Annotated in this window: 20 protein-coding genes; 7 read left to right on the top strand and 13 right to left on the bottom strand. The window is 67.0% G+C overall.

From position 1 onward, the window contains the following. Positions 1-2: 2 nt before the first annotated feature. Both UU7_RS00120 and UU7_RS18140 read right to left on the bottom strand, forming a co-directional pair. A complete protein-coding gene (locus UU7_RS00120; protein WP_007804173.1) occupies positions 3-617 on the bottom strand; it encodes a hypothetical protein in 615 nt (204 codons plus the stop codon). 96 nt (positions 618-713) lie between these two features. Then, positions 714-959: a hypothetical protein gene (locus tag UU7_RS18140; RefSeq protein ID WP_162098625.1), complete on the bottom strand. Its 246-nt coding sequence runs from the start codon at positions 957-959 to the stop codon at positions 714-716. A 192-nt stretch (positions 960-1,151) separates the two neighbouring features. Between UU7_RS18140 and UU7_RS00125 the strand changes: the two genes are divergently transcribed. From UU7_RS00125 to UU7_RS00140, 4 genes are all read left to right on the top strand, one after another. Next, a complete protein-coding gene (locus UU7_RS00125; RefSeq protein ID WP_007804174.1) occupies positions 1,152-1,793 on the top strand; it encodes a glutathione S-transferase family protein in 642 nt (213 codons plus the stop codon). A gap of 229 nt (positions 1,794-2,022) precedes the next feature. Next, positions 2,023-3,876 (top strand): M1 family metallopeptidase, encoded by a 1,854-nt coding sequence (locus UU7_RS00130; RefSeq protein WP_007804176.1) that lies wholly within the window; start codon positions 2,023-2,025, stop codon positions 3,874-3,876. Positions 3,877-3,997: 121 nt separating this feature from the next. Continuing rightward, positions 3,998-4,942, top strand: a complete 945-nt coding sequence (locus UU7_RS00135) for an alpha/beta fold hydrolase (protein ID WP_007804178.1) — start codon at positions 3,998-4,000, stop codon at positions 4,940-4,942. Positions 4,943-5,246: 304 nt separating this feature from the next. Next, on the top strand, positions 5,247-5,834 hold the full coding sequence (locus UU7_RS00140; protein WP_007804180.1) for a sterol desaturase family protein: 588 nt from the start codon (positions 5,247-5,249) through the stop codon (positions 5,832-5,834). A gap of 180 nt (positions 5,835-6,014) precedes the next feature. On the opposite strand, the gene UU7_RS00145 is transcribed toward UU7_RS00140, so the two are convergent. The 8 genes from UU7_RS00145 to UU7_RS00180 all read right to left on the bottom strand — a co-directional run bounded on the left by UU7_RS00145 (position 6,015) and on the right by UU7_RS00180 (position 18,015). After that, positions 6,015-6,593 (bottom strand): methyltransferase family protein, encoded by a 579-nt coding sequence (locus tag UU7_RS00145; RefSeq protein ID WP_050981394.1) that lies wholly within the window; start codon positions 6,591-6,593, stop codon positions 6,015-6,017. A gap of 98 nt (positions 6,594-6,691) precedes the next feature. Further along, positions 6,692-7,462: a M48 family metallopeptidase gene (locus UU7_RS00150; RefSeq protein ID WP_007804184.1), complete on the bottom strand. Its 771-nt coding sequence runs from the start codon at positions 7,460-7,462 to the stop codon at positions 6,692-6,694. A gap of 116 nt (positions 7,463-7,578) precedes the next feature. Next, positions 7,579-8,514: a recombination-associated protein RdgC gene (locus UU7_RS00155; RefSeq protein ID WP_007804186.1), complete on the bottom strand. Its 936-nt coding sequence runs from the start codon at positions 8,512-8,514 to the stop codon at positions 7,579-7,581. 160 nt (positions 8,515-8,674) lie between these two features. Then, positions 8,675-9,250 (bottom strand): hypothetical protein, encoded by a 576-nt coding sequence (locus UU7_RS00160; RefSeq protein WP_007804188.1) that lies wholly within the window; start codon positions 9,248-9,250, stop codon positions 8,675-8,677. A 9-nt stretch (positions 9,251-9,259) separates the two neighbouring features. Beyond that, complete coding sequence (locus tag UU7_RS00165; RefSeq protein ID WP_007804190.1) at positions 9,260-9,724, bottom strand: EF-hand domain-containing protein; 465 nt, start codon at positions 9,722-9,724, stop codon at positions 9,260-9,262. Continuing rightward, positions 9,721-10,929, bottom strand: a complete 1,209-nt coding sequence (locus UU7_RS00170) for a TIGR03032 family protein (RefSeq protein ID WP_007804192.1) — start codon at positions 10,927-10,929, stop codon at positions 9,721-9,723. The genes UU7_RS00165 and UU7_RS00170 overlap by 4 nt, the downstream gene beginning before the upstream one ends. A gap of 74 nt (positions 10,930-11,003) precedes the next feature. Continuing rightward, positions 11,004-16,394: a hypothetical protein gene (locus UU7_RS00175; protein WP_007804194.1), complete on the bottom strand. Its 5,391-nt coding sequence runs from the start codon at positions 16,392-16,394 to the stop codon at positions 11,004-11,006. 100 nt (positions 16,395-16,494) lie between these two features. After that, positions 16,495-18,015: a M4 family metallopeptidase gene (locus UU7_RS00180; RefSeq protein ID WP_162098626.1), complete on the bottom strand. Its 1,521-nt coding sequence runs from the start codon at positions 18,013-18,015 to the stop codon at positions 16,495-16,497. Between the two features lie 297 nt (positions 18,016-18,312). Here UU7_RS00180 and UU7_RS00185 point away from each other — a divergent pair, with 297 nt between their 5' ends. Further along, complete coding sequence (locus tag UU7_RS00185; protein ID WP_007804197.1) at positions 18,313-20,982, top strand: winged helix-turn-helix domain-containing protein; 2,670 nt, start codon at positions 18,313-18,315, stop codon at positions 20,980-20,982. A gap of 93 nt (positions 20,983-21,075) precedes the next feature. On the opposite strand, the gene UU7_RS00190 is transcribed toward UU7_RS00185, so the two are convergent. Both UU7_RS00190 and ttcA read right to left on the bottom strand, forming a co-directional pair. Next, on the bottom strand, positions 21,076-22,278 hold the full coding sequence (locus tag UU7_RS00190) for an amino acid aminotransferase (protein ID WP_007804199.1): 1,203 nt from the start codon (positions 22,276-22,278) through the stop codon (positions 21,076-21,078). 33 nt (positions 22,279-22,311) lie between these two features. Then, positions 22,312-23,172 carry a tRNA 2-thiocytidine(32) synthetase TtcA gene (gene ttcA / locus UU7_RS00195; protein WP_007804201.1) on the bottom strand — a complete coding sequence of 287 codons (861 nt, stop codon included), beginning with the start codon at positions 23,170-23,172 and terminating at the stop codon, positions 22,312-22,314. Positions 23,173-23,308: 136 nt separating this feature from the next. Between ttcA and UU7_RS00200 the strand changes: the two genes are divergently transcribed. Both UU7_RS00200 and UU7_RS00205 read left to right on the top strand, forming a co-directional pair. After that, on the top strand, positions 23,309-23,515 hold the full coding sequence (locus UU7_RS00200) for a YdcH family protein (protein WP_007804203.1): 207 nt from the start codon (positions 23,309-23,311) through the stop codon (positions 23,513-23,515). Positions 23,516-23,534: 19 nt separating this feature from the next. Continuing rightward, the gene (locus UU7_RS00205; RefSeq protein WP_007804204.1) at positions 23,535-24,134 is read left to right on the top strand and encodes a GNAT family N-acetyltransferase; all 600 of its coding nucleotides are present in this window, start codon (positions 23,535-23,537) and stop codon (positions 24,132-24,134) included. A gap of 65 nt (positions 24,135-24,199) precedes the next feature. On the opposite strand, the gene pssA is transcribed toward UU7_RS00205, so the two are convergent. Next, a complete protein-coding gene (gene pssA / locus UU7_RS00210; RefSeq protein ID WP_007804206.1) occupies positions 24,200-25,600 on the bottom strand; it encodes a CDP-diacylglycerol--serine O-phosphatidyltransferase in 1,401 nt (466 codons plus the stop codon). Between the last annotated feature and the right edge of the window lie 74 nt (positions 25,601-25,674).

Consider the following 25,674-nt stretch of genomic DNA (forward strand, 5'->3'; position numbering starts at 1 on the left):
CTTCAGAATTGAACTCGCCCCGATACATAGGTAAGGTTCAGTGCGCGGCCATCGCTTGCGGTAATCGACTGGAGATTCGCCCCGTCATAGGTGTAATCCAGGTAATTACCAAAACGGTCCTCGACGTGCGTGACCAGCATCGACGCTTGGCGACGACGCAGGAGATCATCCAGCGCCGCCATCGACTGCATGCCGGAAGCCTGCAGATTCATGGGATTGGAGCCGAAGGGGCGGGTCATGCTGGGTGCCCAGCGATAAACGAGATGGTTGAACGTGTACGTCGTGCCATCCGGCGTAACGGCCGTAAAGCCTTCGCCACTGACACCGTCGTCCGTCTGCACACCGCAACTGACCATCCAGTTCTGCCGGGTGACGATGGGGAACGCTTTTCCAACCATGGTCGGCGAAAGAGTGTTCTCGGCCGCACGACGGAGCAGATCCTGGCTTCCGCTGCCCGGAACGATGAGTTGGTAACCGGTCCACCAGGTCATCGGCTCCCAATCCGCCCCACCCACCTGCGCGGCGACGGTAGGGGGCGGCCCGAACAGGGTGCATCGCGCGTTGCTGTTGGGCTGATTGATCTCCCACCCGGTGACGTTGGCCTGGTTGGCCGTCATCGTGGTGATACGCGGGATATCGATATCCCAATCGGAGAAGGCGCCGTCGATGGACTCGGACTCCTTCGCCTCTCGCAGATGGTACGAGCGTGAAAGCTACAGCACGGGACCTTTGCCGGCGAGGCTGATATCGGTCTGCTCGAATGACAGGCTGCCGTTGTAAAGGCCGACCTGCTCGCCGAAAGGGTTCTCACCCAGCGGCTGGATGTCCTCGTTGACGCGAACAAGCTTCTTGTATTCGTCCTCGGGCGTCACTTGCGCATGCAGTGCGCTGGATAAGGACAGTACCGCGAATACAGAAAGGCATAGACGGGCCAACCGTCCTTGTGGCTTGAACATCATTCCCTGCTTCCCCTGTCAGCCCGCTGCGTTGCGTAACGGGTTTCTCATGGAACCGCTTGTGATGGGGCAAGTCAAGTCGGTGGCGGCCGACGAGGCAGCCACCGCGCACTGGGCAACTCTCCCGCAAGAAACGGATATCGCGAGCTCGTCGCGTCGATCAATATCGCCCCACCTTTCGCGACGGAATTTCCCATGCTCACGCTGTACGACTACCTGCCCTCTCAGAACGCCTGGAAGGTGCGCCAGTTGCTGCATCATCTCGATCGGCCGTACCGCACGGTGACGGTCAGCATCTTCGAGGGCGAGGGCCAACGCGCGGAGTTCCGGCGCATCAATCCGACCGGCACGGTGCCGGCGATCGAGCTGGACGATGGTCGGGTGCTGGCCGAGTCGAATGCGATCCTGATGTATCTCGCCGGCGGCACGCCGTACCTGCCGGATGATGCGTTCGGCCGCGCCAGGGTGCAGCAGTGGTTGTGCTTCGAGCAGGAACGGGTGGAGTCGGTGATCGGCGCGCTGCGCCACTGGACGATGACCGGCAAGCTGGCGCGTCGCTCGGCAGAACTGATCGCGACGAAACGCCGCGCCGCCGCGCGCACGCTGGAGATCCTCGAGAACGAGCTGGCGACGCGGCCTTTCATCGCCGGCGGCGATTACGGCATCGCCGACATCGCGCTGTTCGCCTACGCCAGCCGCGCGGAAGAAGCCGACCTGTCGTTGCAGGCGTACCCGCATTTCCGCGCATGGGTGGCGCGGGTCGAGGCGCAGCCGGGCTTCCTCGCGAAGATGCATCCGTACGCGATCGACCCGCATTCGGCGAACGAACTGCCCTGAGAGGTTGTGAGTTTTTCAACCTCTCAGGTCGGCCAAGGAGGGGCCGACCGCGGATCGGTCACGCAAGTGACTGATTCGCGTGAGCACGTCCGGGCACGTACCGGACGTGCGATAGAAGAAAACCACAGGACCGTGGTTTTCTTCACAAACTCTCAGCCACGGCTTTCGTCACGGGCGGCGCCAACGGCAGCAATGGCATACTCGGGTTTTCCGGCCCGAGAGTTTCTCCATGCGACTTCTTCCCGCCTTCGCCTTCGGCGCATTGATCCTGCCGCTGGCCGCTTACGCCAACGATCCGAATTCCTACGCGCAGCCCGACCAGGTGCGGGTGACCCATCTGGATCTGGACCTCACGATCGACTTTCCGCACAGGCAGCTCGACGGCCAGGCCACGCTGAAGCTGGACTGGAAGAATCCGCGGGCGCAGTCGCTGGTGCTGGACACGCGCGACCTGAAGATCGCGAAGATCGAGGCGCTGGCCGCCGACGGCAAGGCAACCCGGCTTCAATACATTCTTTCGCCGCGCGACAAGCAGCTGGGCAGCAAGCTGACGATCAGCGCGCCGAAGCATCCGGCGCAGGTGCGCATCGTCTACACCACCGCGCCGACCGCCACCGGCCTGCAGTGGCTGACCCCGGCGCAGACGGCGGACAAGAAGCTGCCCTTCATGTTCTCGCAGTCCGAATCGATCCACGCTCGCTCGTGGGTGCCGCTGCAGGATTCGCCGGCGATCCGCTTCACCTACGACGCCCGCGTCAAGGCGCCGAAGGACGTGCGCGTGGTGATGAGCGCGATCAACGACGCGAAGCATCCGCTGGACGGCGACTTCAAGTTCGACCAGCCGCATCCGATCCCGTCCTACCTGCTGGCGATCGGCGCCGGCGACATCGCGGTGAAGGAAACCGGACCGCGTTCGGCCGTCTATGCCGAGCCGTCGGTGGTCGACAAGGCCGCGCATGAATTCGAGGACACCGAGAAGCTGATCGCCACCACCGAACAGCTGTACGGCCCGTATGCCTGGGGCCGCTACGACATCCTGGTGCTGCCGCCGTCGTTCCCGTACGGCGGCATGGAAAACCCCAACATGACGTTCGCCACGCCGACCGTGCTGGTCGGCGACAAGAGCCTGGTTTCGCTGGTTTCGCACGAGCTGGCGCACTCGTGGTCGGGCAACCTGGTGACGTCCGCCGCGTGGCGCGACATCTGGCTCAACGAGGGTTTCACCACCTACGTGCAGGGCCGCATCACCGAGGCGGTGTACGGCAAGCCGCTGGCCGACGAGGAGGCGTTGCTGTCGGCGCGCGCGCTGCAGAAGGGCATCGGCGAGATGCCGGCCAACTCGCAGAAGCTGGCGCCCGATCCGCGGGGCGTGGGCGCCGACGATTCGCTGTCCGACGTGGCCTACGACAAGGGCTCGTGGTTCCTGCGCACGCTGGAGCAGCGCTTCGGCCGCGAGAACTTCGACAACTACCTCAAGGGCTATTTCGCCCACTTCGCCTGGCACAGCATCACCACCGAGCAGATGCTCGACTACATGAAGCCGAACCTGATCGAGAAGTATCCCGGCAAGATGAGCTGGGACGAGGTGAAGGCCTGGGTCTACGGCGAAGGCATTCCGAAGGATGCGCCGCTGCCCGAGTCGCCGCGCTTCAACGCGATCGACAAGGAGCGCAGCGACTTCCTCGCCGGCTCGCTGGCCGCCGGCTCGCTCGATGCGAAGGGCTGGAACACCCAGGAGTGGATGTACTTCCTCGACCGTCTGCCGGACGCGCCGCCGCTGGCGAAGATGCAGGAACTGGACGCCGCGTGGCATCTCACCGGCACGCCGAACGCGGAAATCGGCATGCGCTGGTACAGCCACGCGATCGCCGCCGGCGACAGGGCCGTGTGGAGTGCCGCCGCCGAGCACATGACCCGGATCGGCCGCATGTACCTCACCACCCCGCTGTACCGGGCCTTCGTGAAAACGCCCGAAGGGCTGGCCTGGGCCGAGCAGGTCTACGCGAAGGCGAAGGACGGCTACCACCCGCTGACCCAGCAGGTGGTGGAGAACATCATCGCCAAGGCGAAGAAGGCGAAGTAACCAGGCTGACCCCTCCCCAGCCCTCCCCTGCCTTGCAGGGGAGGGAGCAGTTCCCACTAACGAACGACGCAGAACCTCCATGCAGCCATCGACAAGTACCGCCACCCCGTTATGGAAACGCATGCTGTTGCGCCGGCTGAAATTCCTGGCGTGGCTGGTCGCGTTGCTGGTGATCGTGCTGGGCGGCAGCTACCTGTTCGCGCCGCAATGGCTGCTGCAGGCGAACATCAAGCGCGAGGCGATGGCGGCGCACCTGGAGACGCATTCGGTGCAGGCGGGCGATACGCGCTGGGTCTACGACGAAGGCGGCGAGGGTCCCACCATCGTGTTGCTGCACGGTTTTGCCGCGGATCGCAGCGTGTGGCTGAAGGTGGCCAGGGAGCTCACGCCGCACTTCCACCTGATCATCCCCGACCTGCCCGGCTGGGGCGATTCCTCGCGCGACAGCGCCGCCAGCTACACCGTCGAGTCGCAGGCGGCGCGGCTGGACAGTTTCGTCGACACGCTGGGCCTGCAGCGTTTCGTGCTGGTCGGCCACTCGATGGGCGGCGCGATCGCCGCGGTATACGCCAGCGAACATCCCGAGCACGTGGCCAGCCTGGCGCTGGTCGATGCGTTCGGCCTCAAGGGCAAGCAGAATGCGTTCGACCGCGAGGTGCTGGCCGGCAGGAACCCGTTCGTCTACGACGATCGCGCCGGCTTCGAGCGCGCCACCTCGCTGGCGTTCGAGCAGCCGCTCGACCTGCCGGGGCGCTTTGTCGACGTCATGGTCAAGCGCAACCGGCGCGACCGGGCGTTCATCGAACGCAACTTCAATGCGCTGCGCGATCCGTCGGAATATCTTGCGGTGCAGAACCGGCTGGGCCAGCTGGGCATGCCGGTGCTGGGCTTGTGGTGCCACGACGACCGCATCGTCGACATCTCCGCGCTGGACAGCCTGCGCAACGGCCTGAGTGCCTCCAGCGCGATCAGCAGCAGCACCATCAACGGCTGCAATCACATGCCGATGCTGGAAAAGCCCGAGCAGACCGCGCAGATCCTCACCGGCTTCGCCCTGTCGCACTGAGAGGTTGTGATTTTTCAACTCTCAGGTCGGCCAAGGACGGCCGAGCATGAAACAGTCACGCAAGTGACTGTTTCATGTGAGCGAGTCCGGACATGCGCCGGACTCGCGATAGAAGAAAACCACGGGAAGTGGTTTTCTTCACAGACTTTAAGCGGACGGCGGGTGCCGGCGGCCCGGGAATACTGAATAGACACCGTTAATGCGGCCTGGTTGTCGTGAATTGCACGTGACAACATGGGAGAATGAGGTTATCGCGCCGCATTCCGGCGTATCCACGCGTGGCAAGGGAACAATGCAGCGACCGATGAACCAAAGCCTCTGGCGCACCGGCGTGGATGCCATCGTGCGAATGTCCTCGACCCGGACCAACTACTGGGCCGAGGTGGCGATCGACAGCGCGTTGTGCCTGCTGCTGCTGGTATCGGGCTGGCGCCAGCACGATGGCGGCGCCCTCACTGCCCTGCTGGCGCTGGGGCTGGGCCTGTTCGCCTTCAGCTTCATCGAATACTTCTTCCATCGCTGGCTGTTCCACACGCGCATCCCGCTGTTCACCCAGGGCCACGACCTGCACCATGCCCGGCCGCTGGGCTACGACTCGCTGCCGTTCTTCCTGCCGCCGGTGGTGTTGCTGGTCCTTGCCGGCGTGTTCGTGCTGGTCATGCCGACCGGCTTCGCCCTGCTGCTGGCCAGCTCGATCACCTTCGGCTACATCCTGTACGGCCTCAGCCACTTCATCATCCACCACGTGCGCTTCAAGCAGCCGCTGCTGCGCCGCTGGGCCGGGGCACACCACGTGCACCACTACCATCCCGAAACCAATTTCGGGGTGACCTCGTCGCTGTGGGACGTGTTGCTGGGCACGAAGTACGTGCGCCAGCCCAGGAAGGGCTGAACGCGCGGGGGTTTCCCCGCGCCGGTTTTTCCGCGTGCCCGGGCACGCCGTGGCGAGGGCATCGAGCGCCCCGGGACGGCGACGCAAGACCAGCCGACCCGACACTGCCCGCCCGGATGCGAATGCGCCGCGTGCTTGACCGGATCGCTCGGGACACGCGCAGCCGCAGGACGTCGGCCTTCAGAAAACGCCGGGGACCAGCGCCTTCACCCGCCGCATGTAGTCGGTATAGGCCGCGCCGAACTGCTCGCGCATCCAGCGTTCCTCCAGGCGCAGCTTGTACCAGAACGACACCGCCACGATGGCGAACGCCAGCAGGCCGCGCCATTCGCCCAGCGCCACCGCCGTGCCCAGGAGGGCCAGCAGCAGGCCGGTGTAGATCGGATGGCGCGCCAGCCCGTACGGGCCGCTTTCGATCAGCTCGTGGTCCTGCTTGACCTGCACCACGGCGCTCCAGTTGTTGCCCAGCACGTGGCGCGCCCAGCAGGCAAACAGCAGCCCCGCCGCGGTCATCAGCGTACCCAGCGCCACGACCCAGCCGGCCGCGGGCACGAAGCGCGCCGCCAGCACGCCGCCTTCGTACAGGCGGCCCGGCTCCAGCAGCAGCGCCGCCAGCAGCAGCGGCAGCCAGTATTTGAGGAAGCGCGACACGGCCGGCTCCGTGCGACGGGTGTTCTTGACCTTGCGTGCGCTCCAGATCCAGTACGCCACGAAGAGAATCCACGACGCATTGAGCACGCTCTGGGTCGGGAATGGCATGGTCTGCTCCACCAAGTGTCGACTGCCGCGTTGTCGGCAGGCCGTGATGATCAAGGTATCCGCGGCAGCCCGCAAGGCGGCGCGCGCCGAACGCCGGCTCAGTCGGCCACGTCGTCGACCAGCCGGTCGAGTTCGGCCTTGAGGATGGCGCCGTGCTGGCGCAGCCAGTCACGCTGCTCGCGCCAGCCGGGCAGCAGGTTTTCCACCTGGGCCCAGAACCGCGGCGAATGGTTGCGCACCTTCAGGTGACACAGTTCGTGCACCAGCACGTAGCGCAGCGCCGCCGGTGGTGCCAGCGCCAACGCCAGGTCGAGGTTGATGCGGTCGCGCGTATCCAGGCTGCCCCACAGGCTTTTCATCGGACGGATGCGCAGCGACGTGGGCGCCAGCCCCAGCAGCGGCACGTACGCGGCCAGCCAGCGCGAGACGTCGCGGCGGATCAGCGATTCCAGGTGCGAGGCCAGCAGGCCGCGGGCGATCGGCAGCGCGCGGGTGTGCGGGCGCGGGATCACCAGGGTGAGCCCGCCGGCATGCGCCTCGATCCGCGGATACGGACCCTCGGCCCAGTCCAGCGCGGCCATCTCGCCGCGCAGCGGGAAGTTGCAGGGATAGCCTACCCGCAGCGGCGGGAGCGGCTCGACGATCAGGTTCAGCTCATCGAGCTTCTGTTCCAGCCACTCGGCATGGTTGCGCAGGAAGGCGTTGACCTGGGCCGGATGGGTGCCGACCGGATAGGTCACCCGCGCGCCCTGCGGCGTGATGGTCAGTCGCAGGCGGCGCGCACGCGGATGGGCGGACTTCAGCACCCGGATCAGGCTGCCGCCTACCGTGGCCAGTTCCAGCCAGTCGCCTTCCAGATGCTGCGCCATGATCCTGCCTGCTCTTGCCTGGGCTCATGTAGATCGAACGGGGAACCCCGTCGCCGGAAAGCGACGGGGTTGCCAGTATGGCGCGGGCGCGGGTGAAACGGGTATGGATATTTCGTTCAGCTATCGGCCGGGCGCGGTAGGCCGAACCACTCTTCCAGCTTGCCCAGCAGGCGCTCCAGTTCCAGCGTCAGCAGGGCGAAACTGGCGTCCAGTTCGGCCTGGGCGTCCTGCTGGCTGTCGCCCATCTCGTCCATCACCACGTCGAGGAACTTCAGCTTGCGGATGATCAGGTCCTCGCCCAGCACGAAGCTGATCCGCTCATCGAAGGTGAGACCGAGCATGAACACCTGCTTGCCGTTGCGCAGGTGCTCCTTGACCTCTTCGGCGTCCAGGTCCTGCCGGCGGCAGCGGGCGATCGCGCCCGTGGCGGTGGCCGGGTCGCGCAGCTCGCACTCGTCGCCCAGCGCCAGCCCGGCCGGCAGGTTGCCGGTGGCCAGCCAGTCGGTCATCAGCACCCGCGGGCCTTCCTCCGGCGCCAGCGGCACCGCGGGGAAGCTGCCCAGCGCCTCGCGCACCTGGCTCAGCGCGTTCTCGGCCGACTTGCGGCTGGAGGTGTCCAGCACCAGCCAGCCGTTCTTCTTGTCGACATAGGCCGACATCCGCGACTGCCGCACGAAGGCGCGCGGCAGCAGTTCGTTGAGCAGGTCTTCCTTGATCCGCTTGCGCTCGCGGCCGCCGACCTTGCGTCCCTCTTCCTCGGCGATCTTCTGCACCTTCCGATGCAGCTCGTCATTGATCACCGCGGCCGGCAGCAGCTTGTCCTCGCCGCCCACGGTTAGCACGGTGCATTTCTTCACCGAATGCGTGAGCGGCTCGCCCTCGCCGCGCCCGACCGGCGGCACGAAACCCTTGGTGAACATTTCCAGCGGACCGCACGGGCGCAGGCGATGTTCGGCCAGCGCCTCGTCGAGGCGGTCGAGATCAGTGGCAACGGCGGGGGAAAAACGGAACAGGGTGAGATTGCGGAAGAAGACGTTGCTGCCTGTGGCCATGCATGAAAACTCGGTAGTTGAAGGGCACGCAGTGGGGGCAAGTCGCGTCCGGCGCGGAGATTCCCGTGATGTGGAAGTCCGCGCGAAGGATGTCGATGCCTCGCGCCCGCCATGCTGACCCCGAACTATAGCAGCGGGGATGTTGGCCGGCCGGAGCCCTTCACTCCCGGGTCGGGAGGCGGCCTTCGCGGCGCCGGCCCGGCAGGGCGGGCGGGAACAGGCGGGCGTGGTCGAAGTAGGAGACCCGCAACTGCAGCCCCCGTGGCGAGTAGCCGATGAAGGTGGTGCCGGAATGCGGGTCGCAGGCGTGGACGTAGCGTGCCGCGAGCAGGGTGTTCTCCAGTTCCACCAGCACACCGAGCGCCTCGGGGACAGCGAGCTGCGCGTCATGGGCCTGCAGGATGTCGCACGCGCGCCTGAAGAACGGCACGGTCTGCCGCTGGCCGCGAAACCCCGGCGCGAAGAACTGGCGATAGAAGTACATCGGCTGGCGCAGCCGTGGCAGGGTCCGGATGACCGCAGTGCCCACCGCGCAAATTGCACCACTGGCGTCGCGACCGATGCATACCGCCTGCTGCCCGCGCGTGGCCGCGCTGGCCGGATCGCCAATCGCACCGGTCTGCGCCCACAGGCCGGACAGCTCGGCGATCACCCCGGGCGAGACATTCCGCCAGACCGGGATGATCTCGAAGGAGGGATCGGCATTCGGGCGGACGTCCGCGGATGGGTGCGACATGGCTTTCCCCTATTTCCCCGCAGGCGCGGGCGCCGGCCGCAGCGCGGCCAGTCGGCGGATCGCGGCCACGTACTCGGCGAAGTTCAGCGATCCGTTGCCGTCGGCGTCGAATGCGGCCAGCGGCGGAGCGGCTGCACCCGCGCGCCTGACCAGCATCAGCCTGGCGTATTCGCCGGCGTCGATGGAGCCGCCGTGATCGGCATCGACCCGTCCGAACTGTTCGCGCAAGCGGATTTCGAGGGTCATCAGCCGCTGCACGGCGGCGTATCCCGCGGCGAACTCCTGCGGCGACAATGCGCCGTCCTTGTTGGCGTCCACCGCATGGAAAATCGACGCTGCCGTCGTCGCCGGCGGCGGCAGCGGGGCGGTGGCGACCCCGCCTGTCGCGGCAGCGGGCGCGGCGGACGTGGCCGCACTGGCTGCGCACAGTACCAGGGCGGTCGCCACCGTACCGGGAAGCTTGCCCAGGCTCATGGAGCGGCCTCCGCGCCTTCGAGTTCGGACTCGAAGGTGATCAGCTCGCGGATCTCCGCCGTACGCACGCCGACCACCATCGCGTTGCGCACCTTGGGCAGGAAGCAGATGTCGAAGATCTCGCTGATGTCGCCCTCGAAGCGGATCCAGTTCAGCACGTCGCCGTTGCCCAGCGAGACGATCTGCACGCCGCACCAGGGATCGGCGTCGCGCCGGCGCAGTTCCTCGTCGAGCTGCAACCCTTCGAAGCGCTGGTTGCGCGGTTTGGAAAGACCGATGGCGGCGACGTTGCCGATGATCGACAGGCCCCGCGCAAAGCCGGGCACGAAGGCCAGTGGCACGAATTTCCGTTCCGCGAAATCGACCCAGCCGATGTGGCCGGTGCCGGCGTTGAGCAACCACAACTTGCCATTGGCCCAGCGCGGCGAGTGCGGCATCGACAGACCTTCGCAGACGATCTCGTTGGTGGTGATGTCGATCACCACGCCGCCGTCATGCCGCCGATCGCGCCAGCCGTCGACACTGTCGCCGCGGCACACCGCCGTCACGTATCGCGGCTCGCCATCGACCATGGCCAGGCCGTTGAGGTGGCAGCGATCCTCCGGTGCCAGCTTGCTGACGAAATCCGGCTTCCAGATCGCCTTGAAGCTGTGGGTCTGGCTGAGTTCGGCCAGGCACGAATAGCGCGTGTTGACGAAAACCACCTTGCCGTTCCTGCGGATGCCGAGCTCGTGGATGTCCAGGTCACCGATGGTCTGCGCGTTGCGCGGCACGTAGCACTTGTCGAACTGCTGGTGGATCGACTCGCCCGGGCGCAACACGTTCTCGAAGCGCCACAGCTGATAGAGGCCGCCGAGGTAGAGCCGCTGGGCGTTGCCGACGATGCCCATCGCCCGCTCGAAGATGCGCTCGAAAAACGACACGCGTCCCTGGGGATCGCTGCCGACCAGATACAGGCGTCCGCTCTGGTAGGACGATATTGCCAGTGAAAGCTTGTTGCCGGCGAGCCAGCTGGCGAGGCCGCGCGAACAGCTCTTCTCCACCTTCAGGTTCATCAGGTCGAGCGCCGGCTTGCCCGCTGGCGGCGGTGGCGCCGGCACGGCGGCGGCCACGGGCCCGGCGTCCACTGTCTGCAGCACCGCTCCGTTGTCGTTCTCGTCGATGGATTCCGGGCTGCCCTGCCCCGGGATGGCTTTCTTGACCACGATTGCTACTCCTCACGTCCGCCCCGGCTGTCGGGGCGGACTTCAAAAAACTGCGCGGCCGGAGGTGTCCGGCCTTACCAGCTGTAACGCACGGCCAACTGCCCACCCAGAACGTTCTGCAGCGCGCCGCCATCGGTCCAGTTCACGCCACCGGTGAGCGACAGGCCGCCCCGACGCGCACCCAGACCGAGCTCGACCATCGCGCTGGTACCCCGGGTGCTGGTGGCACCGAGCAGGCCGCCGTTGATCGCGTAGCTGTGATTGCCCCTGAATTCGCGCACGGCATTGACCGAGCCATAAGGGGTCCAGCTGAAGCGCGCGCCCTGGATGGTCTTGTCGAAAGCCAGGCCGGCGCGGCCACGCGATGACACGCCACCGTGATCGACGAAATCCGACTGCTGCAGGTGCAGCGACGAGATGCCTTCGATGCGGGTGCGGGTGTACTGCAGCTGGGGCATGACATGGACACCGGCCAGGGTCCACGCGGTGACGCCGGCCTCGACGTTGAAGACTGCCGCGTCGGCGTCCGTGGTGGTGGCGACCATCCCCGAGCGCAGGTGCGCCTTGATGCCGGTCCAGCGCTGCGAAACGTCGAAGTAGAAACTGTTGTCCGCCATCCACGTGCCGTACAGGCCGAACGTCCTGCCGTCCAGACGATCGGAGCCGCTGCCGTCGGCCATGCGCTGGCTGCCATCGGACTTGCCGATCAGCACGCCTGCCGACAGATGGTCGGACAGGCGCGTATCGAGCCCGAACTCCAGGCCCCGATTGGTCTGGTGGAACGCGGCGTTGCCACTGGCGCCGAAATTGCTGCTGCTTCCCGGGCGGATGTCGCCACTGTCGGAGAACGTGCGCACCCACGGTGCCAGCCCACGCTTGCCCTGCTCCGGCACCACGCCCATGCGTTGACGCCAGGTGCCCACTTCCGCATTGACCAGGCTCTGCGCACCCGGCGTCAGGGCGGACGCCAGTGAACCGGCAGCGTTCAGGCCGGTGACGTCCATCACCAGCGATGTCGTGCCACCGGCCGTCTTCAGGCCGAAATCCAGCGCAACAAAACCCCGGGCCTGCGATTGCGTCTGCCCCAGCGTGAAGCTTCCGCCCAAGGTGCCACTCGCGATGACCAGCGGAATGTCGACCGTGGGCGTGGTCGGCATGTCGATCAGGTTCACGTTGATGACCTGGCGGGTCGAATCGATCACGTTGCCATCGACGTACAGGCGGTCGCCGGTCTGGTGCAGCCCGCTGACGTCGACATCGAGCGAGCCCTGGCCGGCGAAATCGCCTGCCACGGTCAGCACGTCGTCGGGCGCGCCATCGACGAAGCTGATCACGCCGTTGTTGGACACCGGGAACGGGTTGTCCATGTCGATCAGGTTGGTGGCGCCGGACACGCTGATCGTGCCGAAGTTGTCGAACGTGTTGCCGTTGACGTATCCGCCAAGGCTGATCGAGGCATCGGCCATGAACAGCGTGCCGCGATTCACCACGTGGTCGTCGCCCGCCCCGAAATCGGAGCTGCCGATGGCCTGCCAGCTGGCGCCGGCCGCGTTGTCGAAACTGTCATCGAGGTCGCCGGTGACGACCGCACCGATCATCGAGCCCTGGTTGGCGATCGTGGCCGTCGCACCGATGCCGGACGAGACCGCGATCCGCGTGCCGTCACCGTAGGCAGCGATGCTGCCGGTGTTGGTCAGCACGTTGGCGCCACGGGCATCCATCGACACCGCGGTGGCGGTGGCGTCCGCGCCGTAGGCGGCCGCACCGATCGTTCCACCGTTGTCGATGCGGATGCCCGCATCCTTCCAGCCGACCGATTCGATGCCGATGGCCGTGGCCGTAGTCGTGCCCGTCGCCCTGGCCAGGATGCTGCCCTGGTTGTCGATCGTCGCGGCGAACTGGCCGTTGTCGGCGTTGCCGTAGGCGCCGGCGGCGAACACGCCGCTGGCGCTGGCCGTCCCGCCGGATGCGATCGCCTCGAAGCTGCCGCTGTTCTGCACCGTCGAGTAGCCGTAGACGCTGTTGGTCAGGGCACCGACGGCGCGTGCGTCATCGGCGTCGGCGCTGGCGCCGATGTGCCCGCTGTTGGTGATGCCCGAAACGAAGGCACCGAGCACCGAGGCGCCGTAGCTCTGTCCGCTGCCACCTTGCGCGGTGGCCACCGCCATGATCCCGCCGCTGTTGTCGAGCGAAGCCGTGCCGGCGTCGGGGGTGAACGTGGGGTTGGAATAGTCGCAATAGCCGTTCTCGTCGCAGTCCACGTGGTACTGCTGGTGCAGCGCAAACGCGTAGCTGCCGACCGCGAACGCGTGGCCGTGGTCGGACCTGGCGGTCGACTGGATGCTTCCGGCATTGGACGTGCTCGAATCGTAGTGCGACAGCACATACGTGCCGAACGCGTTTGCGTAGCCGAAGTCGGCCGAGGCGGCCGCCTCGATGTCGCCGACGTTGACCACCTCGCCGGTCTGGATCGAGGAATAGGCACCGACGGCGCTGCCCCAGGCACTGGCCAGGCTGCGACCTTCGTTCTCGCCGCCGTCGGCAGTGACGACCGCGTGCGAGACGATGCTGCCGGCGTTGTAGGTGACGCCGTGATCGGCGCCGAAGACATGGGTGCCGAAGGAAACGGCGCGCCCACCGTACTGGTCGCTGGCGAGGCTGGCGGTGCTGGCGGAGGCCACGATGCTGGACCCGGCGTCGTTGGCCACATGGGTGTAGTACTTGCCGCGGCCCATCACGCCGTAGGCGCCGACGATGCCCAGCTCGCTTTCGGCCACGGCGGAGATGTCGCCGGCGTTCTCGACCGTCGCGGCGTACTTGGCATACGTGCTCACGCCGGTGGCGCCCGCGCCGGCATTGAAGAAGGTGATGCCGTTTTCGGCGACCGCGTGGGCCGCGATGTCGCCGTGGTTCACCACGGACACGTTGCCCCGGTAGTTGGCGATGGCCTCGACGGCCATGGCGCGGCTGGCGCCGTAATAGTCGTGCACACCGTCGGCATAGGCGTGTGCACGTGAGTATGCGCTGATGTTGCCGTCGTTGGCCACGGCGACGCCGTAGAGTCCGCCGGCTTCGACGGCCACCGCGCCGACGCCGCCGAACAGGGTGGCTTCGGCCGTGGCGGCAATGGTGGCGCCCGCGGCGTTGTCGACCGTGGAACTCGATCCGAAAGTCTTCAGCGCGGTCGCGGCAACGATGCCGCCGGCGAGGGACGCGTCGGCTTCGATGCTGCCGTCGTTGCTGATGCTGGCTTCGCCGCCGCCATAGGCGAATCCGTACACCTGGGCGCCGGTGGCGTACGCGGTGGCGAGCGACACGTAGGGAATGCCACGCCCGGCCTGCGACGTGGCGCTGATGTCCCCGTGATTGACGATGATCGCCGTGCTTCCGCTGTGCGCGTACGCACCGATGGTCACCGAGTTGCCCGCGCCCGACTGGGCGCTGCTCGCGATCGAACCGTCGTTGTCGATCTCTGCCTGGCCGTAGCCGTAGGAACCGGACTGGGCGATGGCGCCCCAGGCCGACGCATAGCCCTGACCGGTGACCGCCGAGGCGCCGACGTCACCGGTGTTGGTCACCAGCGCTTCGCCGTAGCCAGCGGGATTCACCGCGCGCACGCCAATCGCCTTGGCCACCAGGAAGCCGCCGGTGTCGTCGATATCGGCCAGCGCGGAGCTGGTGACGGAAACCGAGCCGCTGTTGTCGACGATGGCATCGTAGATCGTGGCGAACGTGTAGACGCCCACCGCCACCGCTTCATATTGACCGTAAGGCGCCACGGTGCCCGATGCCGTCACGGTGATCCGGCCGGCGTTGCTGGTGGCCGCCTCGAAATACGACTGGTTGACCACGCCGGCGGCGGTCGCCTGGGCACCCGAAGCCGTGGCGGAAATCGTTCCCAGGTTGGTGGCGTAGGCGTTGTAGATGCCGATCGAGTTGACCCCGGTGGCCTCGGCCACGCCGGCATAGGCGGATGCCTGCGCCGAGATGTCCCCGGTGTTGTAGAAGGATGCCGAGCCCGAATGACCGTAGGCATACGTACCGGTGGCGCTGGCTGCGCCACCCACGGCCTTGGCCGTGGCGCTCACGTCGCCATAGCTGTTGATCGCCGTGTTGGTGCCCTCGGCGTGCAGGCCCGTGGCGATCGCGACGCCGGCGGCGCCGGCGGTGGCCGTGGCGCTGGCGTTGCCATCGTTGAAGATGCTCGCCACCGCCGCGACCACCAGGTCGCCGGTGGCCTGCGCGTAGCCGCCGATGCCCGCCACGGTGCTGGCGTCGACATCGCCGCCACTGATCAGCAGGCCGACCCCGCTGTAGCCCTCGACCACGGCGCCGTATGCCTGCGCGGAGCCGAAGTCGCTCTTCGCGCTGGCGGTGATGCTGCCGTCGTTGTGCAGCGTGCTGACATCGCCGCCCACGACATAGGCACCCACCGCCACCGCTCCGCCGTAGCCGGCATGGGCCGTGGCCGTGATCGTGCCAGGCGCGTCGTTGTAGAGGTAGGACAGGTGATAGGAGAGGTTGCTCACCCCGTAGGCCGTCGCACCGCCCGCCGCGCTGGCGGCGGCGCCGACATCGCCGCTGTTGTCGACCGTGCTGCTGTACTCGCCGTAGGCTTCGATGCCCACGGCGCTGGCGTAGCCGCTGGCCTGGACGCTGCCGCTGTTCTGGATGTTCGCGTAGCCCTGGCTGGCCGCCGAGGCGACGATGCCGCTGGCATCGCCGTGGATCGAGTCAGCGTTGATCACGCCTGCGTTGCTGATGGCGAGCTGGCCGTAATAGCCCTGGCTGGCTGCCAGCAGTGCGGTGGCACTGCCGTCGTAGGCGCTGGCGCCGATCACGGCCCCGGCGAGATTGTCGAACTGGACGCTGCCATAGTCGGAGAACACGCTGGCGCCGATGACGTCATGACCGCCGTCGGCGTCACTCGCGAGCACGCTGCCGCCGTTGACGACGGTGACGTCATGCACGCCACCGATGTCCATCGCTTCGGCATCCTCGGCGGTTACCGCCGTGCCGATGCTGCCGTAGTTGGACACCCGGGTCGTGGCATCGGAACCATAGGCATGAATGCCGTCGGCGCCCGCGGTCTGGATGCTGCTGCCGGCATTGACCAGGATGGAAATGTCGCCAGCCCACGCCGCGTCGATGCCGATGTACCCGGCGTCCGGATGCACGCTGCTCGGCAGCTGGTCACCCAGTACGACCGTCAGGTCAGCCGGCGGGATGAAACCGGCATCGGCAATCGGCTGGCTGAAATCACCGTTGCAGGCGTACGTATTGCTGACGGCGTCGTAGCTGCAGGTGCCGCTATCGGCAGCCCAGCTCGCGGCGGGCGCAAACAGGGTCAGCATGGTGGCCGATACGGCCAGGGCCGCGCGAATCGCGCGGCTGATGGGGGCAACGGGCTGGCTGGCGAGTACGCGCGTTCTGGGCGGTGCGCCGCGCTGCGTGGATTGGTTCATGGTGTCCCCGACTATCGGCTATCGATCCGGCGCGGGACCTGGCTGGTCCCGCGCCGGCGGTGATGGTTGGCCTGGTGGCGATCGCGCCGCAGCTGGCCGCTTACAGCACGTTGACCGCGGTCCACGTGGCGGCAACCGCATTCGCTTCGGCCGACGTGGCTCCGTACAGGTCCTTCGCCGCCTGGATGGTGGCGACGCGGGCAGCGGCGTAGTCGGTGCTGGAGGTGAAGTACACCGTCAGCGCGCGATACCAGATCTTCTGCGCCTTGGTCCGCCCGATGCCGGGCAGGCTTGCGCCGTTGATGGTCGGCGAGCTGTGGACCACGCCACTGAAGGTCTTCGGCGTGGTGCCCTCGGCCAGCAGGTAATAGAAGTGATTGGCCACGCCCGACGAATAGTGCACGTCCAGGCTGCCGATGTTGCTCACGTAGAAGTCGGGCGAACGGCCGTCCAGGCTGGGCTTCCACATGTAGCGAAGCGCGTGCTGGCCCGGGCTGCCGGGTACGTTGGCCGGGACGATCGACTCGCCGATCATGTAGTCGGGCGTGTCGTGACTGTTGTTCGCGTAGAACTCGACCATGCTGCCGAGGATGTCCGAATTGGCCTCGTTCAGCCCGCCGGATTCCCCCGAGTAGATCAGGCCCGCGGTGCGCGCCGTGACGCCGTGGCTCATCTCGTGGCCGGTGATGTCGAGCGCGACCAGGGGACCGACGTTGACGCCATCGCCGTCGCCGTAGGTCATGCAGAAGCAGGCGTCCGACCAGAACGCATTGTTGTATTTGGTGCCGTAGTGCACCCGGTTGTAGGCACCCTTGCCGTCGTCGCCGATGCCGTTGCGCCCGAAGGTCGTCTTGTAGAAGTCCCAGGTCATCGAAGCGCCGTATTCGGCGTCGGCGGCGGCGGTGGCCAGGTCCAGCGTCGTGGAGTTGCCCCAGACGTTGTCGCTGTCCTTGTAGATCTGGCCCGAGGTGCGACTGTTGGAGCCATCGATGGTGCGCATCCTGCCGCGGGTCGGATCGCGCAACTCGTAGCCGCCGATGACCGAGTTGGTGACCAGCGGGACCGTGCCCGAATACAGCGTCTTCGCCTGGCCGGTGACGGCGGTCGTTTCGAGGTTGCTCCAGCGCTCGATCAGCGCACCCGTGCGGGCATCGACGATGTAGGTCATGTCGGCCTGCGCGTCGTGCATGCGAACCCGCCAGGCCAGTCGCGGCGCACCGTGGCCACGTGCATACACCGACAGCGTGCGCTCCGGCATCCCGACGAACCCGCTGCCGAATTCCGCGCCGGCGATGACCGCGGCCTCGTCCGACCCGACCACCGGCCGGATCGACAGATTCAGGGGCGCGCCCTGGCTGACGGAGGTGGAACGATAGCTGCCGTTGCGCGAGTGCACGACCAGGTCGCCACCGATCACCGGCAAGCCGTTGTAGGTCCGCTCCAGGCGCACATGTTCGGTGCCGTCCGCGTCGACCAGCACCCCGCGGCTGGTGTAGCGATCGTTGACCGAGGCGCGCGCCGAGGCGCCATGGCTGTGAACCAGATCGAGAGCGCGATTGACGGCTGCCTGCGCCGTGTCGACAGCGTGCGCCTGGCTGGCACAGAAGACCATTGCTGCCATTGGCAGCACTTTGCATTTCAAAGACATCTGACTCCCCCGAGTTGACGATCCTGCGTGGACGGGCCCTTGGCCGCCGCCACGGTCAGGCATGCACCCCCGAGTAGAACGACTTCCCGGGCCACGCCACACCCCCCAACAAGGGGGGGGCATCCGGGTGTGCGGGGGGTGCGCCCGCGCCAAGCCCCCGAATCAGCGGAAATCCGGGCACGACAGCCGATCTTCGCCCTGCCGCGAACGGCGCGCGGCAGGGTGCGGCAGCGCCACGCCGGCGCCTGGGGGATCGAGTAATCTGCGCGGATGTCCGCACCCGACATCATCCTGAAGACCACGCCACCGCGCCTTCCACGCAATGCGCTGGATCGGGAACGGCTGTTGCAGTTCCTGGACGAGATGCACGAGCGGACCGTGATCGCCGTTGTCGCGCCGGCCGGCTTCGGCAAGACCACGCTGTTGCTGCAGTGGCGGCGGCGCTGGATGGAAGAGCAGGCCCTGGTGGCGTGGCTGGGGGCCGATGCGCAGGATCAGCCGACCCGATTCGTTGAAGGCTTGCTGCAGGCCATCCGCCGCGCAAGCGGGCGGAAGGCGTTCGACATCATTGCCGACCAGTACGCGAGCGGGATCGGCCAGCAGGTCGAGGCGCTGACGGCGTTGCTGGCGGAAATCGCCCAGCTGCAGGCCGAAACGGTGCTCATGATCGATGACGCGGAAAGGCTGCCCGCGGCGACCGTGCACGAAGCGATCCAGTATCTGCTGCTGAATGCGCCGGCGAATCTGCATGTGGTGATCGGGTCGAGAACGCCCCTGCCATTGCAGACCAGCGAACTCGCTGCGAAGAGCAATTTCGCCGTGCTGAAAACAGACGACTTGCGGCTGCAGTTCGACGAATCGATCGAGATACTTGAACGCCGACTTGGACCGCGCCTGGATCTGGACCTGCGCGCGAAGCTGCACGACCTGACCGAGGGCTGGCCGGTCGGCCTGCAGCTCGCCATCGCGAAGATCGAGCGTGAGGCCGATCCGTCCGCGGCCATTGCCACGTTCTCCGCCCGTCGGGAAAGTCTGCAGGACTATTTCGTGGAATCGCTCTTTTCACGCCTGCCCCCGCACACCACCGACTTCCTCGTCCGCTCCGCCATCCTCGGGCACATGAACGCGGAGCTCTGCGAGGCCGTGACGGGTTGCGCGGACGCGGCAGGCCGGCTCGACCATCTGATCCTGGAAACGCCGATCATGATGGTGGGCGAAACCAGCGACTGGGTTCGCCTGCATCCGCTCGCCAGGGATTTCCTGATGGGCCGGTTCGAACAGTTGCCAGCGGCCGAGCGGGTAGAACTCCATGTCCGCGCCTCCCGCTGGCTGGCCTCGCACGGGCGCTTTTCCGAGGCGGCGGGCCACGCGCTGGCGGCCGGGGATGAAGCCCTCGCCCACACCTACGCGGCGCAATCGCTGTGGGCGCTCGGCACCGAGGGAAAACTGGCCGAGGCGCGCGAATGGCTGGATCGCATCCCGCCGAAGGTCCTTGCCGAAAACGTGTCGCTGCGGCTGGTCGCGGCATGGGTGAACGCGCTCGGCGACGGCAATGCGGAAGCGTTGCGGATCTCCCTAGACATCGCCAACGACCCGGCGACGTCGCCCCGGCTGCTCTGGCTGGCATTGCGCGTCGCCGGCGGCGCGGCGATTTATGCCGACAACCTGGGTCTGCTGCCGCAGTTGCTGTCCCGATGGCCACAGTTGCCCGGACTGATCGTGGACCCCCTGTACTTTGTCGCGCCCCTGAACTGCAGTGCTCTGCTGACGCTGCATACGGGTTCGAGCGCCGATGTCCGTACCGCCACCGCAAAGATAGCGGCGTATGGACGCGCCGGCTCCATGCGGTTGGCGGCGGCATCGGCCCTTTCCATCACCGGGCTGAGCCATCTCAGGGATGGCCACGCCGATCAGGCCGAGGCCGTGTTGCGCCCTGCGCTGGCATTGGCGGAAAAGGAGGATGGACGACGCAGCACGGTCGCGTGTCTGTATGCCGCCGTGCTCGCCGCTGCCCTGCTGGAGCGCGACCAGCTCGCCGCGGCGCAGGCACTGCTCGCCAACCGCCTCGACGTCATCGAGAGCAGCTACCCCGATGCGATTCTGACCGCGTATCGCACCCTGGTGCGGATCGCCCTCGGCCAGGGTGATGAGCGGCGCGCGCTGCATTCACTGGACAGCCTCGATGCCCTGGCCAGCCGCCGGCATTTGCCGCGATTGCAGTTGCACGGTTTGGCCGAGAGGATTCGCATCCACGCCCTGGCCGAACGCAGCGACATGGTGGGCGAACTGATGCCCCTGCTGGATCGGCTGGCGCCGGCGTTCCAGCAGGAAGATCAGCTGCCGTTGCTGCCGCACTATCAGCTTGGGGCGAGCATCGCCAGGGCCTACGCGGCGCTGGCGAGTCACGATGCGGCAAGCGCGAATCGGCAACTGGATACGGCGGACCGGCTGGCCCGCCAACTGCAACGGACTCGTGATGGCTGGACGGTCAAGGTCCTTCGCGCGGTGGTGGCACGTCAGCAACATGCAGACACCGCACTGGCCTCGCTGGGCGAAGTGCTGTCACTGGCGAGCCTGGGCGGCAATGCCAGGCTGCTCGCCGAGACCCATCCGCTGGCCGTCCAGATGGCCGTGGAGCTGCACAGGAACAGCACCGGACTGCGGATAGTGGGGCGTGCGGACCAGCCAGCCGCTTCGCCGACAGCCACCTTGCCCTCAACGGATCAGATGCCTCGGCAACCCGGCCTGCTGACGGCGAAGGAAGCGGAGATACTCAAGCTGTTGCAGGAAGGCCTGTCGAACAAGCTGATCGCACGCCACCTCGACATCAGTGCCGAGACCGTGAAATGGCACCTGAAGAACCTGTTCCAGAAACTTTCGGCCGGCACCCGCCGCCATGCTGTCGATCGCGCCCGCGTGCTCGGCCTGGTGGTGAATTGAGACAAGCCGACGCGCGTGCAGGAGTTCCACTCGCCCGCACGCCAGTCGCAACGTCAACGCCATGGACAAGCGCTCGCGAGAACCTGGGTGGGTTCAGCGAATGACCTGCGCAACGGCCGCAGCCACGGTGTCGAGGTTGGCCTGGTTCAGCGCCGCCACGCAGATGCGTCCGCTGTCGAGGGCATAGATCGCGTATTCGTCGCGCAGAAGGTGCACCTGCGCCTTGCTCAGGCCGGAGTAGGAGAACATGCCCGCCTGCCGGTTGATGAAGCCGAAGTCCGGCGCGCCCAGTGCGGCCAGTTTCTCGACGAAGCCCGCACGCATCGCGTGGATGCGCCCGCGCATGCCACCGAGTTCCTGCTCCCAGCGCGCGCGCAGTTCGCTGCTGCCCAGCACGCCGGCGACCAGCGCGGCGCCGTGCGTCGACGGGCTGGAGTAGATCGTGCGGATGACCTGCTTGACCTTCGACTGCAGCCGCGCGGCCTCGTCGCGATCGACACCGACCATCGACAGGGCGCCGACCCGCTCGCCGTACAGCGAGAACGACTTCGAGTACGAATTGGCGACCACGAAGGCCTCGATGCCCGACTCTCCCAGCAGGCGCACCGCGGTGGCGTCCTGTTCGGTGCCCCGGTCGAAACCCTGGTAGGCCATGTCGACGAAGGGCAGCAGCTTGCGCTCCTTCAGCAGCTCGATCAGCTGCGTCCATTGCGTCGCGTCCAGATCCACGCCCGTGGGGTTGTGGCAGCACGCGTGCAGCAGCACCACGGTGCCAGGCTCCAGCCTGCCCAGGTCTTCCAGCATGCCGGCGAAATCCAGGCCGTGCGTGGCCGGATCGTAGTAGCGGTATTCCAGCAATTCGAAACCCGCCGTGCGGAACACCACGTGGTGGTTGCCCCAGCTCGGGTTGCTGATGGCGATCTTCGCGCCGGCGCCGCCGACCTGCTTCAGCAGGTCCGCGGCCACGCGCAGCGCGGCGCTGCCGCCGATGGTCTGCGCGGTGGCCACGCGTCCGGCGGCGAGCAGCGGCGATGCTTCGCCGAACACCAGTTGCTGGGTCAGCCGGTTGTACGCGGCCAGCCCGTCGATCGGCAGGTAGCCGCGCGGCTTGGCCGCGGCGGCCAGCGCGTTCTCCACCTCGTGCACGCTCGGCAACAGCGGAATGCGGCCCTGTTCGTCGACATAGATGCCCACGCCAAGATTGATCTTGCCCGGCCGGGGATCGGCGAGGTAGGTCTCGGTGAGACCCAGGATCGGATCGCCCGGAGCCATTTCAACGGATGCAAAGTAGGACACGGCGGTTACTCGAAGTGAGGTGACGGGGAGGGTTCAGGCCTGCGTGGTGGCGGTGTCGTCCGTGCCGTCGACCGGCCAGGCGACGGAGGCGGGCGTGGCGCCGAAGCTGAAGTCGAACAGCTGGCGGTCGGCCAGTTGCGAGGGTGACACATGGGTCAGCGCGCGAAAGATGTTCTCGCTGCGCCCGGGCTGCTGCCGTTCCCACTCGGCCAGCATCCGGCCCACCGCCTGGCGCTGCAGGTTGTCCTGCGAGCCGCACAGGTTGCACGGGATGATCGGAAACTGCTGCTGCGCCGCGTACTCGGCGATGTCGTCCTCGCGGCAATAGGCCAGCGGGCGGATCACCACGTGACGGCCGTCGTCCGAGCGCAGCTTCGGCGGCATCGCCTTCAGCTGCGCCTGGTAGAACATGTTGAGGAAGAACGTGGCGAGGATGTCGTCGCGATGATGGCCGAGCGCGATCTTGGTGATGCCGTTGGCCGCCGCCCAGGTGTACAGCGCGCCGCGACGCAGCCGCGAGCACAGGCTGCACATGGTCTTCCCCGCGGGAATCACCCGGGTCACCGTGCTGTAGGTGTCCTGCTCGATGATGTGAAACGGCACGCCGCGGGCGGTCAGGTAGTCCGGCAATACATGTTCCGGGTAGTCCGGCTGCTTCTGGTCCAGGTTCACCGCGATCAGTTCGAAGCGCACCGGCGCCTTCGCCTGCAACTGCAGCAGCAGGTCCAGCAAGGTGTACGAATCCTTGCCGCCGGACAGGCACACCATCACCTTGTCGCCCTCCTCGATCATGCCGAAATCGCCCACCGCCTGGCCTACCTGGCGGCGCAGGCGCCGGGCCAGCTTGCCGCCGTCGGCGGCGGGTGGGCGGAAAATGGGCAACGGGGCGGACATGTCGGGCGATCGGCAACGGGAGCCTGCCATTGTAGCGACCTCGCCGCCGCCGGGCCGAATCCATGGGCACGGCGGCAAATCGGCGTGGCAAATCGGCGGTACACTTGGGAAATCGCCGCCCAGCCTCATCACCGTCATGCAGGTCCAGGATCACGCAGAAATCGTCCACTTGCTCGCCGAGCTGCGGATGGAGCATCGCGACCTCGACGCCGCGATCGACCAGCTCGCCTCGGCGATCGGTCGCGACGAGCTGCAGCTGACCCGGCTGAAGAAACGCAAGCTGCTGCTGAAGGACCACATCGCGCGGCTCGAGAGCAAGCTGATCCCCGACCTCGACGCCTGAGCGCCCACTGGAATCCCCGATGACCCCGTTCGCCCCGATCCGTCTGCACGACGAATACGTCGTGCTGGAACCGCTGAGCCTGGAACACGTGCCGGCACTGGAGGCGGCCGCCGCCGACGGCGAGCTGTGGAACCTGCAGGTCACCAGCGTCCCGGCACCGGGGCAGACCGGTGACTACGTGGCCAAGGCGCTGCAAGGCCAGGCCGAAGGCCACATGCTGCCGTTCGCGATCCGCGAGTCCGGCAGCGGCGAGATCGTTGGCAGCACCCGCTACTACGAGATCGACGCCGCGCTGCCACGGCTCGCCATCGGCTACACCTGGTACGCGAAGCGCTGGCAGAAGAGCCACCTCAACACCGCCTGCAAGCGGCTGCTGCTGGAGCACGCGTTCGAGGCCCTGGACTGCGTGGCGGTGGCCTTCCACACCGACGAATTGAACGAGGATTCGCAGCGCGCGATCGAGCGTCTTGGCGCGCAGCGCGAGGGCGTCCTGCGCGCCCACCGGCGCCGCGTCGACGGCAGCCTGCGCAACACCGTGTGCTTCAGCATCCTCGCCGGGGAATGGCCGAACGTGTCGAACTGGCTGGAGATGCGGCTGAGCCGGCTGGCGGCATCGTAGGAGCGCACCCATGCGCGATGGCTCTTCGTCACGTCACGAAAAGCGTTCGCGCGCGGGATACGCTCCTACATCAGCCGGTTGAGCAGGTGGTCGAGCTGGCTGCGGCTGAGTCGCTTCAGCAGCTTGCGCACCTCGGGCGGATACTGCCGCGGGCTCTCCAGCGCCTGGTAGTCGACCAGTCGCGTGGCGTGCCGGCGCAAGGCCGCCCACTCCGCTTCGTGTTGTGCCTGCAGCAGGCGCGACGGGTCGCGCAGGATCAGTGCGTTTTCCAGATCCAGTGACCACGCGCGCGGATTGAGGTTGTTGCCGGTCAGCACGGCCACGTCGTCGTCGATCAGCAGGCCCTTCAGGTGATAGCTGTTGTCGCCGTCGCGCCACAGGTGCAGGTTGAGCTGGCCGCTGTCGATCTGGCGGCGGTGCGCGCGGGCGAAGCGGCGCAGGTTGTTTTCGTACAGGTAGGGCAACAGGCCGATGGTCTTGAACGGCTCGCCCGGCGGGATGTAGAAATCGTTGGCGGTCTTGTCGCCGACCATGATGTCGATCGTGCAGCCACGACGCAGCAGCTGGCCCAGCACCGCGCGCACCGGCCGCGGCAGGTTGAAGTAAGGGGTCAGCACGATCAGTCGCTGGCGCGTGCCACGCAGCAAGTCGAGCAGCACCTCGTTCAGCGTGTTGTCGCTGCGGCCGAAGCCCGGCAGGGGCGTCACCGCCACCGTGCCGTCGACCAGGCTGGCCTGCGGCACCTCGTAGCTTGCCCGCTGCAATGCCTGGCGGAATTCGCGGATCGCCGGCTGCAACGACTTCGTCGAGGGCACGTCCGCCACGTTCAGGCGCCGCACCGCATCGCTGCCGTTGAAATGCTTCTGCACGAAACCGGCCATCGCGTCGGCCAGGCCGGCGTGCTGCAGCAGGTGATAGCGGTCGAGCCGGTAGCGCCCATGCCGAGCGAGATAGACATCATTGAGACTGGCGCCGCTGTAGAGCACCGCATCGTCGATCACGAAGCCTTTCAGATGCAGCACGCCGAACAGTTCGCGGTTCTGCACCGGCACGCCGTAGATCTCCACCCCCGGCCCCAGCCGCGCCGCGTACTCGCGGTACATGCCCGCGTTGCCCGCGCTTTTCTGCTTGCCGATCAGGCCGCGCTGGGCGCGATGCCAGTCCACGAACACGGCTATCTGCAGATCCGGCGCGCGCGCCTTCGCCGCGTAAAGCGCATCGAGCACTTCACGGCCGGCATCGTCGTCCTGCAGGTACAAGGCCACGATCACGATGCGCCGGGTAGCCTGGCCGATGAGTCGCAGCAGGGTCTGCCGGAACGCAGCCGGGTCAGGCAGGGTGGCGATGGCGCCGGCGGGCACCGCGAAGAACGGCATCGCCTGCGTCGAGGCGCCCGGCTTGCGCCTGCGGGGGAACGGCAGGATGCGCCGCGCGATGCGGCCGGGAGCGGAGATCAGCTTGTTCATGGCCACAACGATGGACGACAACGCCCATCATCGCAAACCACGGCGGATGCGCCTACACCGCGGCGCGGCTTCCA

The organism is Rhodanobacter spathiphylli B39 (genome assembly GCF_000264295.1).
Taxonomy (GTDB): domain Bacteria; phylum Pseudomonadota; class Gammaproteobacteria; order Xanthomonadales; family Rhodanobacteraceae; genus Rhodanobacter; species Rhodanobacter spathiphylli.

Excerpts from the sequence above, each read along its gene's own strand:
- UU7_RS00120 (WP_007804173.1), bottom strand. The coding sequence starts at position 617 with ATGACGGCCAACCAGGCCAACGTCACCGGGTGGGAGATCAATCAGCCC.
- UU7_RS18140 (WP_162098625.1), bottom strand. The coding sequence starts at position 959 with ATGATGTTCAAGCCACAAGGACGGTTGGCCCGTCTATGCCTTTCTGTA.
- UU7_RS00125 (WP_007804174.1), top strand. The coding sequence starts at position 1,152 with ATGCTCACGCTGTACGACTACCTGCCCTCTCAGAACGCCTGGAAGGTG.
- UU7_RS00130 (WP_007804176.1), top strand. The coding sequence starts at position 2,023 with ATGCGACTTCTTCCCGCCTTCGCCTTCGGCGCATTGATCCTGCCGCTG.
- UU7_RS00135 (WP_007804178.1), top strand. The coding sequence starts at position 3,998 with ATGCTGTTGCGCCGGCTGAAATTCCTGGCGTGGCTGGTCGCGTTGCTG.
- UU7_RS00140 (WP_007804180.1), top strand. The coding sequence starts at position 5,247 with ATGAACCAAAGCCTCTGGCGCACCGGCGTGGATGCCATCGTGCGAATG.
- UU7_RS00145 (WP_050981394.1), bottom strand. The coding sequence starts at position 6,593 with ATGCCATTCCCGACCCAGAGCGTGCTCAATGCGTCGTGGATTCTCTTC.
- UU7_RS00150 (WP_007804184.1), bottom strand. The coding sequence starts at position 7,462 with ATGGCGCAGCATCTGGAAGGCGACTGGCTGGAACTGGCCACGGTAGGC.
- UU7_RS00155 (WP_007804186.1), bottom strand. The coding sequence starts at position 8,514 with ATGGCCACAGGCAGCAACGTCTTCTTCCGCAATCTCACCCTGTTCCGT.
- UU7_RS00160 (WP_007804188.1), bottom strand. The coding sequence starts at position 9,250 with ATGTCGCACCCATCCGCGGACGTCCGCCCGAATGCCGATCCCTCCTTC.
- UU7_RS00165 (WP_007804190.1), bottom strand. The coding sequence starts at position 9,724 with ATGAGCCTGGGCAAGCTTCCCGGTACGGTGGCGACCGCCCTGGTACTG.
- UU7_RS00175 (WP_007804194.1), bottom strand. The coding sequence starts at position 16,394 with ATGAACCAATCCACGCAGCGCGGCGCACCGCCCAGAACGCGCGTACTC.
- UU7_RS00180 (WP_162098626.1), bottom strand. The coding sequence starts at position 18,015 with ATGGCAGCAATGGTCTTCTGTGCCAGCCAGGCGCACGCTGTCGACACG.
- UU7_RS00185 (WP_007804197.1), top strand. The coding sequence starts at position 18,313 with ATGTCCGCACCCGACATCATCCTGAAGACCACGCCACCGCGCCTTCCA.
- ttcA (WP_007804201.1), bottom strand. The coding sequence starts at position 23,172 with ATGTCCGCCCCGTTGCCCATTTTCCGCCCACCCGCCGCCGACGGCGGC.
- UU7_RS00200 (WP_007804203.1), top strand. The coding sequence starts at position 23,309 with ATGCAGGTCCAGGATCACGCAGAAATCGTCCACTTGCTCGCCGAGCTG.
- UU7_RS00205 (WP_007804204.1), top strand. The coding sequence starts at position 23,535 with ATGACCCCGTTCGCCCCGATCCGTCTGCACGACGAATACGTCGTGCTG.
- pssA (WP_007804206.1), bottom strand. The coding sequence starts at position 25,600 with ATGAACAAGCTGATCTCCGCTCCCGGCCGCATCGCGCGGCGCATCCTG.